General features: G+C 73.2%; 11 protein-coding genes. 4 read left to right on the top strand and 7 right to left on the bottom strand.

All coding sequences use genetic code 11. The annotated features are described in order from the left end of the window. Window position 1: 1 nt before the first annotated feature. The 4 genes from ABZ371_RS03840 to rsmH form a co-directional block, all read right to left on the bottom strand. Complete coding sequence (locus ABZ371_RS03840; RefSeq protein ID WP_358672989.1) at window positions 2-1,585, bottom strand: UDP-N-acetylmuramoyl-L-alanyl-D-glutamate--2,6-diaminopimelate ligase; 1,584 nt, start codon at window positions 1,583-1,585, stop codon at window positions 2-4. 162 nt (window positions 1,586-1,747) lie between these two features. Further along, window positions 1,748-3,754 (bottom strand): penicillin-binding transpeptidase domain-containing protein, encoded by a 2,007-nt coding sequence (locus ABZ371_RS03835; RefSeq protein ID WP_358672987.1) that lies wholly within the window; start codon window positions 3,752-3,754, stop codon window positions 1,748-1,750. A gap of 4 nt (window positions 3,755-3,758) precedes the next feature. Continuing rightward, window positions 3,759-4,295, bottom strand: a complete 537-nt coding sequence (locus ABZ371_RS03830) for a septum formation initiator family protein (protein WP_358672985.1) — start codon at window positions 4,293-4,295, stop codon at window positions 3,759-3,761. A gap of 49 nt (window positions 4,296-4,344) precedes the next feature. Next, window positions 4,345-5,310 carry a 16S rRNA (cytosine(1402)-N(4))-methyltransferase RsmH gene (gene rsmH / locus ABZ371_RS03825; protein ID WP_358672983.1) on the bottom strand — a complete coding sequence of 322 codons (966 nt, stop codon included), beginning with the start codon at window positions 5,308-5,310 and terminating at the stop codon, window positions 4,345-4,347. A gap of 406 nt (window positions 5,311-5,716) precedes the next feature. Here rsmH and ABZ371_RS03820 point away from each other — a divergent pair, with 406 nt between their 5' ends. From ABZ371_RS03820 to ABZ371_RS03805, 4 genes are all read left to right on the top strand, one after another. Then, a complete protein-coding gene (locus ABZ371_RS03820; protein WP_358672981.1) occupies window positions 5,717-6,274 on the top strand; it encodes a carbonic anhydrase in 558 nt (185 codons plus the stop codon). A gap of 206 nt (window positions 6,275-6,480) precedes the next feature. After that, complete coding sequence (locus ABZ371_RS03815) at window positions 6,481-7,527, top strand: MoxR family ATPase (RefSeq protein ID WP_358672979.1); 1,047 nt, start codon at window positions 6,481-6,483, stop codon at window positions 7,525-7,527. Further along, window positions 7,527-8,897 carry a DUF58 domain-containing protein gene (locus tag ABZ371_RS03810; protein WP_358672977.1) on the top strand — a complete coding sequence of 457 codons (1,371 nt, stop codon included), beginning with the start codon at window positions 7,527-7,529 and terminating at the stop codon, window positions 8,895-8,897. Before ABZ371_RS03815 ends, ABZ371_RS03810 begins: the two co-directional genes overlap by 1 nt. Next, window positions 8,894-11,317 carry a DUF3488 and transglutaminase-like domain-containing protein gene (locus tag ABZ371_RS03805; protein ID WP_358672975.1) on the top strand — a complete coding sequence of 808 codons (2,424 nt, stop codon included), beginning with the start codon at window positions 8,894-8,896 and terminating at the stop codon, window positions 11,315-11,317. Before ABZ371_RS03810 ends, ABZ371_RS03805 begins: the two co-directional genes overlap by 4 nt. Before the next feature lie 540 nt (window positions 11,318-11,857). Here ABZ371_RS03805 and ABZ371_RS03800 read toward each other — a convergent pair. The 3 genes from ABZ371_RS03800 to ABZ371_RS03790 form a co-directional block, all read right to left on the bottom strand. Further along, a complete protein-coding gene (locus ABZ371_RS03800; protein ID WP_358672973.1) occupies window positions 11,858-12,256 on the bottom strand; it encodes a DUF3040 domain-containing protein in 399 nt (132 codons plus the stop codon). A 301-nt stretch (window positions 12,257-12,557) separates the two neighbouring features. Further along, window positions 12,558-13,316, bottom strand: coding sequence for a methyltransferase (locus tag ABZ371_RS03795; protein WP_358672971.1), 759 nt, complete (start codon window positions 13,314-13,316; stop codon window positions 12,558-12,560). Window positions 13,317-13,516: 200 nt separating this feature from the next. Next, window positions 13,517-14,059 carry an SAV_6107 family HEPN domain-containing protein gene (locus tag ABZ371_RS03790; protein ID WP_358672969.1) on the bottom strand — a complete coding sequence of 181 codons (543 nt, stop codon included), beginning with the start codon at window positions 14,057-14,059 and terminating at the stop codon, window positions 13,517-13,519. Between the last annotated feature and the right edge of the window lie 13 nt (window positions 14,060-14,072).

Here is a 14,072-nt window from a genome sequence, read left to right as displayed (position 1 = left end):
GTCATCCCTGACTGTTGTTCTCGTGGGTGTGTGCGCTGTCGGCGGGGGCGTGCACGGCGCTCGCGCGCCGTGCGGCACGCTCGATGGCCTCACGCAGGACCTTGCGGTCGTCGAAGGGGCGTACCACTCCGTGGATGTCCTGGCCCTGCTCATGGCCCTTTCCGGCCACGAGCACGGTGTCGCCGGGCTCCGCGCGGGCGACCGCCGCGGCGATGGCCGCCGCCCGGTCCGCTTCCACGAGCACGTCGCCGCGCTCGTGGACGGGTACCTCGGCGGCGCCCGAGAGCATGGCGGCGAGAATCGCCAGGGGGTCCTCGGAGCGGGGGTTGTCCGAGGTCAGTACGGCGGTGTCCGCGAGGCGGGCCGCCGCGGCGCCCATCGGGCCGCGCTTGGTCGTGTCGCGGTCGCCACCGCAGCCGAGCACGATGTGCACCCTGCCCTCGGTGACCTTCCGCAGGGAGCGCAGAACGGATTCGACGGCGTCGGTCTTGTGCGCGTAGTCGACGACCGCCAGGTACGGCTGCCCGGCGTCGACGCGTTCCAGCCGGCCGGGGACCCCGGGGACGGCCGCGACGCCGTCGGCGGCGGTCTGCGGCTCGACGCCCGCGACGGCCAGCGTGACGATCGCGGCGAGGGTGTTGGCGACGTTGAACGGCCCGGGGAGCGGCGCCCTGGCGGCGATCCGCTCCCCGGCGGGGCCGATCGCGGTGAAGGTGCTGTCCCGCGGGCCCACTTCGACGTCCTCGGCCCGCCAGTCGGCGTCCGGGTGGCCCTCGGCGGAGAAGGTGACGACCGGGACGGACGCCTCCGTGACCAGCCTGCGGCCGTACTCGTCGTCGAAGTTGACCACCCCGAGCCTGCTCCGCCGCGGGGTGAACAGCTGGGCCTTGGCCTGGAAGTAGTCCTCCATGCCGGAGTGGAACTCCATGTGCTCCGGGCTGAGGTTGTTGAAGACGGCGACGTCGAAGACGCAGCCGTCGACCCGGCCGAGCACGAGGGCGTGGCTGGAGACCTCCATGGCGACCGCCTCGACGCCGCGTTCCCGCATGACGGCGAACAGGGCCTGGAGGTCGGTCGCTTCGGGCGTGGTCCGCTCCGACTTGATGCGCTCGTCGCCGATCCGCATCTCGACGGTGCCGATCAGTCCGGTGCTCCGCCCGGCACCGCGCAGCCCGCCCTCGACGAGGTAGGCCGTGGTCGTCTTGCCGGACGTTCCGGTGATGCCGATCTGCAGGAGGTCCGCGCCCGGGCGTCCGTAGATCTCCGCGGCGATGTCGCCCATCCGGCCGCGCGGGTCGTCGGCGACCAGGACCGGGAGGCCGGTGGCGGCGGCGCGTTCGGCGCCCGCCGGGTCGGTGAGGATCGCCGCCGCGCCGAGGCCCGCGGCCTGGGTGGCGAAGTCGGCGCCGTGCAGCCGGGCACCTGGCAGGGCCGCGTACACGTCCCCGGGGCGTACGGCCCGCGAGTCGTGGGTGATCCCGGTGACCTCGCCGGAGGGCCGGTGTGCGGCGCCCAGCCGGGCTGCCAGCTCTCCGAGGGGTGTCGGCCGGAGCCGGTCCGGTCGGGGCGCTCCCGGGTAGGTCACAGGCGCGTCCTTCTGAGTGGTTTGGAACTGATCAGCGTGGGGCACGGCGGTGAGCGTACCGGGCGGACCCGGCCTCCCGCGAAGCGAGGGGCCGGGGTGGCGGTACTTCCCGTTCCGGTTCCCGGGATCGGGGGTGATGGTCGTCACTGAGGTTCTTCCGAGTCACTCGCCGGGCCTGAAGGACACCGGCAGCCGGGGGGGAGCACTGCCGGACGGGGGGGTCTGGAGGGTCTTCAGGGCGAACTCCATGACCTTCTTGTAGATCGGCCCGCAGATCTGGCCGCCGAAGTAGCTGCCCTTGGTGGGGTTCTGGATGGCGCAGTAGACGGTGATCTGCGGATCGTCCGCCGGCGCGAAACCGGCGAAGGAGGCGGTGTAGCCCTTGTAGACACCGCGTACGGGGTCGACGCGGTTGGCGGTCCCGGTCTTGCCCGCGACCCGGTAGCCGTCGATGTGCGCCTTGGCGCCGGTGCCCTCCTGGTCGTCCACGACGGACTCCAGCATCCTCGCCAGGGTCTTCGCGGTCTTTTCGCTGACCACGCGGGTCTTCTTCGGCTCCCCGGCCGCCGTGTAGCGGCCCTCCCCGTCCTTCGTGCCGCGGACGAGGGTCGGCTCGATCCGGACGCCCCCGTTGGCGATGGTCTGGTAGACCGACGCGGCCTGCATGGCGTTGAGGGAGAGCCCCTGGCCGAACGGGATCGTGTACTGCTGGGAGGTCGACCAGTCCTTCGGCGCGGCGAGGATACCGGGCGACTCCCCCGGATAGCCGAGCCCCGTGGTGCTGCCGATGCCGAACTTGCGCAGGTAGGAGTGGAGGACCTTGTTGGCCGCGGCCTGGTTCTCGCCGAGCTGCCCGGTGGCCAGGATGGTGCCGATGTTGCTCGACTTGGCGAGTACGCCGTTGAGCGTGAGGTACCAGGTGGGGTGGTCGATGTCGTCCCTGAACAGCCGGTCGCCGCGGTGCAGCCGGTTGGGGACGGTCACGTGGGTTCCGGGCGTCGCGACACCCTCCTCCAGTACCGCCGCCATCGACATGACCTTGCTGGTGGAGCCGGGTTCGTACACGTCCTGGAGTGCCGCGTTCCCGAGGGCCGCCCCGTTCACCTGCGAGAGGTCGTTCGGGTCGTAGCCGGGGGCGTTGGCCATGGCCAGCACCTCGCCGGTCCTCGCGTTCTGGACGACCACGTAACCGCGGTCGGCCGCCGACGTCTTCACCTGGTCGGCGATGGCCCGCTGGGCCGCCCACTGGATGTCACGGTCGATGGTCAGCTCGACGTCGGTGCCCGCGACGGCCGGGATCTCCTTCGAGCCGGCCGTCGGTACGGGGCGGCCGCCGGCCTGGGCGTAACGGATCTTGCCGTCCTCGCCCTCGAGCCGGTCGTTGAGCTGGGCCTCCAGGCCGCCGCCGCCCTTGCCGTCGGCGTTCACGAAGCCCAGTATCCCGGCGGCGAGGTCGCCGTTCGGGTAGACGCGCTTGGTGGTCGGCTCCTGAAGGACCCCGGCCAGCACGTTGGTGCCCCGGCCGCCCTCGGCCAGGTCCTGTGCCGCCTTCTCGGCGAGGACGGACTTGAGGTCCTTGATCTGCTTCCAGACCTGGGGGGTCTGCCGCCTGGCCAGCACCGTGTACCGGCTCCGGGGCGTGGACAGCTTCTTCGCCAGCTCCTCCGCGTCCTTGCCGAGGATCGGCGCCAGGAGGGCCGCGGCCTGCCGGGGGGCGTCCGGCGCCTTGCTCTCCTCGGGAGTGAAGAGCTTCGGGTCGGCCGTGATGTCGTGGGCGTCGACGCTGGTGGCCAGGGCGATACCGCTCCGGTCGGTGATCTCTCCGCGCTCGGCGGCGATCGTGTACTCCAGGTAGCGGTTCTTGTCGGCCTTGGCCGCGTACGCACTGGCGTCGACGGCCTGGACCTGGAGGAGCCGGACGACGAACGCCAGCATGACCAGCGTCAGGCAGAGGCTGATCAGGCGCAGCCTCGGGCGCGGGCTGCCGAGCCGGAGGGAACGCCGGGGGCCGCCGCGCGCCGCTCCCGCCCGCGGCCGCCTCGTCGCCGGGCGGGACGGCCGCCGGGCCTCGGGACGCGAGCCGGTCCGTGGACGTCCCGAGGCGCCTGCCGCGTTGCGGGAGCGTGCGGGTCCGGGCACGCGGCGGTGCGGCGGTTCCTTGGACGGCACTTCGTCACCTGCCGGGGCTCGTCGGGGGCACAGCGGGGGGCGTCGGCACGGCGCCGGCCGAGGAGGGCACTTGCGACGCGGGGGCGGCCGGTGGGGCGGCGCCGGAGGGGCCGGCCCGGCCGCCCGCGGCGCTCGCCTCGGGTGAGGGCGTGAGGAGGGGGGACGGCGGCTCGGCGGTGGCCCGCCGGGGCACACCCCTGACGGTGCCGTCCGGGTTCAGGAAGGCGGGGCTGCCGCCCGGCACCATGCCGAGTTCGCGGGCGCGCCGCTCCAGGGCGTCCGGTTCCGAGTAGCTGTCGACGTCGCGCTGCAGGGCCTGCTGCTCGTCGGTGAGTTCGGTGGTCTGCTTCTTCAGCCTGCTCAGCCTGAACGATCCCTCGTTCAGCGCGGAGTTCAGCAGCAGGAGCGAGATCAGGCCACCCGCGAGGAGCAGCACGACGAGCAGGACGAAGGGGGTACGAGCCGCCGTGCTCGGCCCCGAGGGCATCAGCCGGGCGAGCCGTCCGGCCCGCCCCTTCATCTGCTCGGCCGTCCCGGTCACCGCCGCGCCCCCGCCTTCCCCGCTGCCCGGCCGTCCGGGCGGCGCCCGCTCATCGCTCCTCCTCGCGGATCCGCCGTGCTCCGCGCAACCGGGCGGGGGCGGCCCGCCGGTTCTCGGCGACCTCCTCCTCGGTGGGCAGTTCGGCACCGCGGGTGAGCAGTTCGAGCCGGGGCTGGTAGCGCTCGGGGACCACGGGCAGCCCGGGTGGCGCCGTGTTGGCCGCTCCCGCGGCGAAGACCTGCTTGACCAGGCGGTCCTCGAGGGAGTGGTACGAGAGGACGGCGATCCGGCCGCCGACGGCCAGGCTTCCCACCGCGGCGGGAATGGCCCGTTCCAGGACGGTCAGCTCACCGTTGACCTCGATGCGCAGGGCCTGGAAGGTCCGCTTGGCCGGGTTGCCCCCGGTGCGCTTGGCGGCCTGCGGCAGGGAGTCCCGGATCAGTTCGACGAGCCGGGCGCTGTTGGTGAAGGGCTCCTTCTCGCGTTCGCGTACGACCGCCGAGACGATCCGCTTGGCCTGCTTCTCCTCGCCGTACGCGCGCAGGATCCGCACCAGCTCGCCCGGCGGGTAGGTGTTGAGCACCTCCGCGGCCGAGACGCCGGTCGTCTGGTCCATGCGCATGTCGAGCGGGGCGTCCTGGGCGTAGGCGAAACCGCGGTCCGCCTCGTCCAGCTGCATGGAGGAGACGCCGAGGTCGAACAGGATCCCCTGCACCTTGGGGATCCCGAGCCGCTCCAGCACCTCGGGGAGCTCGTCGTAGACGGCGTGCACCAGGGTGGCCCGGTCCCCGTACGGCGCGAGGCGCTCACCGGAGAGCCTGAGCGCCTCCTTGTCCCGGTCCAGCGCGACCAGTCGTGCCGCGGGGAAGGCCGCGAGCAGGGCCTCGCTGTGACCGCCGAGCCCGAGGGTGCAGTCCACGACCACGGGCGGCCGCGGTCCTGACGCCTCCAGAGCCGGGGCCAACAGGTCCAGGCACCGCTGGAGCATCACCGGGACGTGTCGGGTCTGGCTCAATGCGCCCTCTCAGGCTCAGTCCCGTGTGGCCGCACGTGCGGTCCGGTCCCCGCCCGCTCGGAAGGGGAGGCCCGCCGGCGCCGGGGAAGGGGCGTCGGCCGGCCGGCGAGCGGGAGAGGGCCGGGCCGCAGGTGCGCCGCACATCACGGGGTATTCGAAACATGCAGAATATGCAGTATGTACAGGCGCGTCGGTAACTTCGCGTCACTTTAGTCCACCCTGCCATTCGATCGATTCCCGATCAACGAAGCGGACAGCGCGTCGCCCCGCCGCGGTGGGTCCGGGCCTCACCTGGGCGGGCGCGGGACCGTGAGGCTTGTGCGTTAGCTCACAACACGTCTCGTTGACGCTCTTTGTCCCCTCCCCCAGCACGCCAGGCGCGGTTCCGAGCGATAACGTCTTGTCCATGTCGACCTCTGCGCAGACCTCTGCCGAAACCGATGCCTCCGCCGCCGCCCGCCCCGGCGGTACGGTCACAGACCGGCTCGTCGAGGCCAACTCCCGATACGCGGACCGGTTCACCGATCCCGGTATGGACGCCCGCCCCGTGCTCAACGTCGCCGTGGTGGCCTGCATGGACGCCCGCATCGACCTCCACGCCGCGCTCGGCCTGGAGCTCGGCGACTGCCACACCATCCGCAACGCGGGCGGCGTGGTCACCGACGACGTCATCCGGTCGCTGACCATCAGCCAGCGCGCGCTCGGCACCCGCAGCGTCGTCCTCATCCACCACACGAGCTGCGGCCTCGAAAGCATCACCGAGGACTTCCGCCAGGAGCTGGAGCACGAGGTCGGACAGCGTCCGGTCTGGGCGGTGGAGGCGTTCAAGGACGTCGACCAGGACGTCCGCCAGTCGATCCAGCGCGTACGGACCTCGCCGTTCCTCCTGCACACGGACGACGTGCGCGGTTTCGTCTTCGACGTGAAGACCGGCCGGCTGCGGGAGATCCTTCCCGCCTCCTGAATGGCTTGACCCCCGGCCCGTGCCGACATTCGGCCCGGACCAGGCATATCGCCCCTACTTATCCACAGGCGAGTGACACGAAGCGGTAACGGCGACGAGAATGCGGATGTGGCGTCTCCCCGGGTCCTCCGGGGAGTGTCCGTATTTCGGGGCGGGCCGGCCGGTTTCGTGTGCCGGCCCGTGCACAAGGGGCCGAGGAGGGCCGGGTGACGACCTATGACGATCGAGCGAGCCTCACAGATCTGACCACCACGGTGGAGCGGGTGCGCAGGTCGGTGGAGAGTGTGATCGAGGGCAAGCCCGAGGTCGTACGGCTTTCGCTGACCGTGCTGCTCGCCGAGGGACACCTCCTCATCGAGGATGTACCCGGCGTCGGAAAGACGATGCTGGCCAAGGCGCTGGCGAGGTCCATCGACTGCTCGGTGCGGCGCATCCAGTTCACACCCGATCTGCTGCCCTCGGACGTCACCGGCGTGTCGATCTTCGATCAGCAGCGCAGGGAGTTCGAGTTCAAGCCCGGCGCGATCTTCGCCCAGATCGTCATCGGTGACGAGATCAACCGCGCGTCGCCCAAGACCCAGTCCGCGCTGCTGGAGTCGATGGAGGAGCGCCAGGTCACCGCCGACGGCCGGACCTACGAGCTGCCCGACCCCTTCATGGTGGTGGCCACCCAGAATCCGGTCGAGATGGAGGGCACCTATCCGCTGCCCGAGGCGCAGCGCGACCGGTTCATGGCCCGGGTGTCGATCGGTTACCCCAGCGCGGAGGCCGAGCTGCGGATGCTCGACGTGCACGGCGGCGTCTCTCCGCTGGACGACCTCCAGCCGGTGGCACACGCCCACGACATCGTGAAGCTCATCGACGCGGTGCGCACGGTCCACGTCGCCGAATCCGTGCGGCGGTACGCGGTGGAACTCGTCGGCGCCACCCGCCACCATCCCGATCTCCGGCTCGGGGCCTCGCCTCGGGCGACCCTGCACCTGCTGCGCGCGGCGAAGGCATCGGCCGCCCTCAGCGGGCGTGACTACGCCCTGCCGGACGACGTGCAGGCACTCGCGGTCGCGGTGCTCGCGCACCGCCTGCTGCCGACGGCACAGGCGCAGCTCAACCGCCGCACCGCCGAGCAGGTCGTGCTGGAGATCCTGCAGCGCGTCCCCGTGCCGACGTCCGGCGCCGCCGCGTCCCCCGCGCAGCCGCAGCACCATCCCGGCAGCCCGGTGCACAGCCGGCAGCCCGGCGCCCGGCGGCTGTGATGGAGGCCGGCGCGCCCGGCCCCGTGGACAGCGGCGACGCGCGAGGTGGTTTCCGTTCGGCCCTGCACGGCCTGACGACCCGCGGGCGGTCCTTCTTCGCGGCGGGTGTGGCCGCCGCGGTCTGTGCCTATGTGCTGGGCCAGGGCGACCTGTTGCGGGTCGGGATCCTGCTGGCGGTGCTGCCGCTGGTCTGTGTACTCGTCCTCTACCGCACCCGTTACCGGGTCGCGGGCAGCCGGCGGCTGTCGCCCACCCGGGTGCCCGCGGGCTCGGAGGCGCGGGTGCACCTGCGGATGGACAACGCCTCCCGGTTGCCCACCGGATTGCTGATGCTCCAGGACCGCGTGCCGTACGTCCTGGGCCCCCGGCCGAGGTTCGTGCTGGACCGGGTGGAGGCGGGCGGCAGGCGGGAAGTCTCCTACCGGGTCAGGTCCGACCTGCGCGGGCGCTATCCGCTCGGTCCCCTGCAGCTGCGGCTGAGCGACCCGTTCGGCATGTGCGAGCTGACCCGTTCCTTCAGCGCGCACGACACACTCGTCGTCGTCCCCCGCACCGAGCCCCTTCCGACGCTGAGGTTGGCGGGCGATGCCTCCGGTCACGGCGACGGGCGGCAGCGCTCACTCGCCCTGGCCGGCGAGGACGACATCATCCCGCGCGGTTACCGGCACGGTGACGACCTGCGCCGGGTGCACTGGCGCTCCACCGCGCGCTACGGCGAGCTCATGGTGCGCCGCGAGGAGCAGCCGCAGCGAGCCAGGTGCACGGTGCTGCTGGACACCCGGCGGATCGCCTACCAGGGCGCCGGGCCCGATTCGGCCTTCGAGTGGGCGGTGTCGGGCGCCGCATCGGTGCTGGTGCACATGCTGGAGCGCGGATTCGCCGTCCGGCTCCTGACGGACGACGGAAGAGCCGTACCCGACGAGGGCTCCGACGGGTTCGCGGGGTCGAACCAGGAGTCCGCGGAGGCGGCGGGTCTGATGATGGACGCCCTCGCGGTGGTCGCCCACTCCGACGGGGGAGGCCTGTCCCGCGCGTACGACGTGCTGCGCGGGAACACCGAAGGGCTGCTCGTCGCGTTCCTCGGCGACCTCGACGAGGAGCAGGCGGCGGTGGCGGCGCGGATGCGGCAGCGCAGTGGTGGCGCCGTCGCGTTCGTGCTGGACAGCACCGAATGGCTGCGCGGTCACGCGGCGGCCGCGGTGACGGCCGCGGACCGGTTGCGGCTCCTGCGTGAAGCCGGCTGGACCGCGGTGGCGGTGCCGCCGGGGGTGCGGCTCGCCCGGCTGTGGGGGCAGGCGGGTCAGCATCCCCTGGGCCCGCAGTCCCGGACGGCCGGTGCGACGACGGGGTTCTCCGGGGGATGGTCATGAGCGCGCGTATCAGGCTGGCGCTGTGCGCCTTCGCGGCGACGATGATGGCGGCGGGGGCCCTGATGCCCCTGGTCGACACGTCGAAGTGGATCCTGCGGGCGGCGTTCCTGCTGGCGCTCCAGAGCGGTGTCGGCGCGCTGGCCCGCCGGGTGCCGCTGGCGCGGATGCTCACCGTCGCACTCCAGGCGCTGGTCACCCTGCTGCTGCTGACCGTCGCCTTCGCCGGCGAACGCGCCCTGTTCGGCGTGCTACCCGGCCCCGAGGCGCTCCGGCGGCTCGCGGATCTGCTCGTGGCGGGCAGCGACGACGTCAGCAGGTACGCCACTCCCGCGCCCGCGACGGAGGGCATCCAGCTGATGCTGATCGGCGGGGTGCTTCTGATAGGGCTCGCCGTGGACGTCGTCGCGGTGACGTTCCGCGCCGCCGCACCGGCGGGACTGCCACTGCTCGCGCTCTACTCGGTCGCGGCCGGGCTCTCCGACGGCGGGACGGACTGGCTCTGGTTCCTGCTCGCCGCGGGTGGTTACCTGCTCCTGCTGCTGGCCGAGAGCCGGGACCGGCTGGCGGAGTGGGGCAAGGTCTTCAGCGGGGTCTCCCGGTCGTCGGGAGGGCTGGCCGCCGGTTTCGAGGGGCCGTCCGCGGCCTCGCGGGCGCCCGTCCGCACCGGGCGCCGCATCGGCGCCGTCACCCTGGGGATCGCCCTGGTGATCCCGGCCGCGCTGCCCGCGCTGGACGGCGGGCTGCTGGGCGGCCGGGGCGGCGGCACGGGGAAGGGAAGCGGCGGGGGCACCATCTCCGCGGTCAACCCGCTGGTCTCGCTCCAGAACGACCTGAACCAGCCGGAGAACCGGGAGGTGCTGTCGTATCGCACCAACTCGGGAAGTCCCCAGGACTTCTACCTGCGCATACTGGCTCTGGATCAGTTCGACGGAAGCGAGTGGCGCCCTTCGACGCGCCGGCTGAGGGACGTGCCGGAGAGGCTGCCGCAGCCGGCGGGTCTCGGTTCGGACGTCTCCGTCACCGAGATCCGGACGAACATCTCGGCGTCGCCGTCGTACCGGCAGACGTATCTGCCGCTCCCCTATCCGGCGAGCGAGGTGGACGTCGACGGCCGCTGGAGGTACGAGCCGGAGGGGCGCACCCTCGTCGGCGACGACGGGCAGACCACGCGCGGCACCCGGTACGAGGTCAGCAGTCTGCTCGTGGAGCCGACGGCCGGGCAGCTCTCCGGGGCAATGGCACCACCGGCGGGGCTGGTGCGCGAGTACACGCGGGTCCCCGATTCGCTGCCCGCAGTGGTCCTGAGGACGGCCGAGCGCGTCACGCGGGGCTCGGCCGACGACTACGAGCGCGCGGTGAAACTGCAGGACTGGTTCGCCGCGGAGGGCGGCTTCCGCTACGACACGACGGTGACGTCCGGCACGGGCACGGCGGCGATCGAGCGGTTCCTCAAGGACAAGGAGGGCTTCTGCGTCCACTTCTCGTTCACGATGGCCGCCATGGCGAGGACGCTGGGCATTCCGGCCCGGGTCGCGGTGGGTTTCACTCCCGGCACGGTCCAGGCGGACGGCTCCGTGTCGGTCGGGCTGCGTGACGCGCACGCCTGGCCCGAGCTGTTCTTCGAGGGTGTGGGCTGGACCCGTTTCGAGCCGACGCCGTCCCGGGGCACCACTCCCTCGTACACCCGGCCCGAGACGCCGTCGCAGGGCCCGAGCGGCCCCGCCGAAGCCTCCGAGGACGCGTCCGCCGCCCCCACGGCGGCCCCGTCCTCCACGGAGACGTGCCCCGCGCAGATGCGGCGGCAGGGTGAGTGCGGTGCCTCCGACGCGCCGGGCGCGGTGAGTTCCACCGGCACCGGCACTCCCCCGGGCTCCCTCGCGCTGTGGGCGGTCGGCGGCCTGGCCGTCATCCTCCTCCCGCTCTCTCCGGTGCTGTGGCGTCTGCGGACGCGTGCGCGGCGGCTCGGCTCCTCGGGAGGCCGTACTCCCGGCGATGCCGCTGCCCGGGTGATGGCCGCCTGGCGCGAGGTCATGGACACGGCCTGGGACCACGGCATCGTGCCGGACGAGTCACTGACCCCCAGGAAGGCGGCGGCCCGCGTCGTGCGGATCGGCGGGCTGGAGGGCACGGCGGCCGCCGCGGTCCACCGGCTGGCGGGGGCGGTCGAGCAGGTGCTGTACGCCCCCGAGCCGCAGCCGGTCGCCGGGACGGCCGAGGACGTCTCGGCCGTGCGTGTGGGGCTGCGCGCTTCTGCGGGTCGGTTGGGCCGTCTGCGGGCAACCTTCGCCCCGCGTTCGGCCGTTCGGGTGATATGGGCGCTGTCCGAGCGCCGTACGTCCTTGGCCCGCAGGTGGGCTCTGCGTGCAGACCGCGCCCGCTGGGCAGCCCGGCTGCGGCGTCCGTCCCGTCAGCAGGGCTGAGCCCCCGCCCCCCCTCCGCCCGGAACCAGGCGTACGCCCGGTGCCGGGTGTTGTGCCCGGTGCCGGGCGCGGTGGGGTGCGGCCGCACGGGTCGGATCCGGGGAGCGGGCACGGAGGCGTGCGGCCGGGGGCTCACACTCCGGGAGCGGGCACCGAGGCGTGCGGCCGGGGACTCTCACAGCCGAAGCGGGCACCGTGGCGCGAGATCCAGGCTCGCACTCCAGGAGCGGGCACGGAGACGTGCGGCCGGGCTCACACTCCGGACGCGGGCACCGCGGGGTCGAGACCGCACGGGACACGGGAAGGGACTGGGCCGCGCCGTTCGCGCCGGGCCGGTCCGGACCCCACCGGGCCGGGCCGCACCTGACCTCACCGGACCGCACCCCGCCGGGCCGGGTCCACCGGACGGCGGACGTACGTGAGGGGCGGCCGCCCGGAGGCGTCCGCCCCTCACGTAGAAGGTCCGGTGTCAGGTGGTCGGTGTGCGCACTCCACAGCCGGGGCCGGGGACCGCCCGGCATCGGCCGGGTGTCGAAGCGCTCACTGACCTTGTTCGTCGCGGCGGCGCTGCCACCGTTGCTCGATCCGGTTCATCATCGACCGGTGCTGCCTGGGATGTCGGCGTTCGCCTCCGCCCCCACTCCCCGCCTGCTGCTGCTCACCGGGCTTGGGCGCTTTGCGCCACCCGGTGACCGCCAGCACGGCGCAGCCCAGCATGACGAGGAACCCCACCACGCTGATCCAGATCTGCTGGGCGACCATTCCGGCCATGAGGAGCGCGATACCCACCAGGAAGCCGACCACCGCCTGGTAGACCCGTCGCCGGGTGTACCTGCGCAGCCCGCTTCCCTCAAGCGCTGTCGCGAACTTGGGATCTTCGGCGTACAGCGCTCGCTCCATCTGCTCGAGCATGCGCTGCTCGTGCTCCGAGAGCGGCACGGAGTCCTCCTCGTCGTCGGCCGCGGGGGGCGACCGGTATGCGGCCCTTCCAGGATAGGCAGGGAATCGCCCCCGTGAAACCTGCCCTCTAGCCACAGCCAGTCCGGACCGCCACGGCGGCTCGGCTGCTGAGGCGTAGATTCCCCGACCTCCGATCCGTCATGCCGGATGGTGTCACCCGATCATACGGGGCCCACGCCCCGAACGGGTGCTCCGAGCGGTACTCCGTCTGCAGCTGCGTTGCTGATCAGCCGCGCTCCGCCCGCTGTGGGAAGGTGCCCCCGGCCACCACGCTTCCGGCTCAGGGGCGCTTCTCGCCCAGAACGTGCAGCTGGGTCGCCACCGAGTGGAAGGACGGCAGTTCCGCGACCGCCGCCTCCAGCCGCAGCAGGGCCTCCATGGCGCCGGGCTCGGTGTCCACCAGAACGCCCGGCACGAGGTCGGCGAAGACCCGCACGCCGTGGACCGCGCCGACGTCCACACCCGCGGCGGTGACGAGCGCGGTCAGCTGGTCGGCGGTGAACCGGCGCGGCACCGGGTCCCCCTCGCCCCAGCGACCGGCCGGGTCCGTGAGCGCCTGCCGGGCGTCGGTGAAGTGCCCGGCGAGCGCCCGCGCCAGGACGGCGCCGCCGAGTCCCGCGCCGAGGAGGCTGAGGGCGCCGGACGGGCGGAGCGCGTCGACGGCGTTCCGCACGCCCTCCGCGGGATCGTCCACGTATTCCAGGACCCCGTGGCACAGGACGGCGTCGTACCCGGATCGTTCCACCACCTCGAACAGGCCGAGGATGTCCCCCTGGACGCCCCGGACCCGGTCGGCGACCCCCGCTTCGGCGGCGCGGCGCTCCAGGGCGAAAAGGGCGTTGGGGCTGGGGTCCACGACGGTGACCCGGTGACCGAGCCGGGCGGCGGGCACCGCGAAGTTGCCGGTGCCGCCACCGGTGTCGAGCACGTCCAGGGCTTCCCTGCCGGTCGCCTTGGCCCGGCGCTCGAGAGCGTCCCTGAGGACCTCCCAGACCACGGCGGTACGGAGGGAGGCGCGGGGGCGCAGCTGGTCCGACACGGCAGTTGACTCCTCGGCACGGTGCCGCCGCGGCGGCGGAGCGTGAACAGTGCTGGTGGTACGGGTGCGGTCCACCTTATTGCCTCGCGCCGCCGCCCCGGCCACCCCGCGTCGGGTCGCTCCCGGGGGCGCGGCCGCGTCCGGGGCCCGGATCCCCGTGGATCGGGGACGCGGGCCGTGGCCCGGGATCGCCGGGGACGTCACCGGCCCTGCCGTGGACCCTGCACCGCCTCGTCCCGCCGGGGCTGCGGCAGGACCGGCTGGAGGGCCAGGAGCCGCTCCACCAGGCGCAGGAACATCGCCACGTCACGCAGCAGGTCGTCGGCGTCGCGGTTGGTGGCCGCACCGGGGATACCCGCCTCCGCGCGGGCCCTGCGCGCGGCCCCCGACGCGAAGAGGGCGCTCCACTCGGTGAGTTCCGGTGCGATCTCCGGGAGCACTTCCCACGCGCTGCGGATCCGCTCGCGGCGGCGGCCGTTCGTCTCGGGCCGGCCCCGGGCGGCGAGGACGGCGGCAGCGGTACGCAGCGCCGCGAGGTGGGCGGACGCGTACCGCTCGTTGGGCACGTCGAGGACGGCCGCCTCGTCCAGGCCCGCGTGCGCCTGGGCGAGCAGGTCGAGTGCGGCGGGTGGTGCCGCGGTGCGGCGCGGCACGGGGTGGACGTCTGTCGCCGGACCGGTCAGTGAGGGGGCAGGGCTGCCTGCGCGGCGCCGCGGGGCGGCGGCTGCGGACGAGCTGGCCATGACGAACCTCCTG

This window comes from Streptomyces sp. NPDC005899, assembly GCF_040629645.1.
GTDB lineage: Bacteria > Actinomycetota > Actinomycetes > Streptomycetales > Streptomycetaceae > Streptomyces.
Note: the sequence above shows the minus strand (reverse complement) of the source record. Positions and strands in the feature narration are given on the sequence as shown.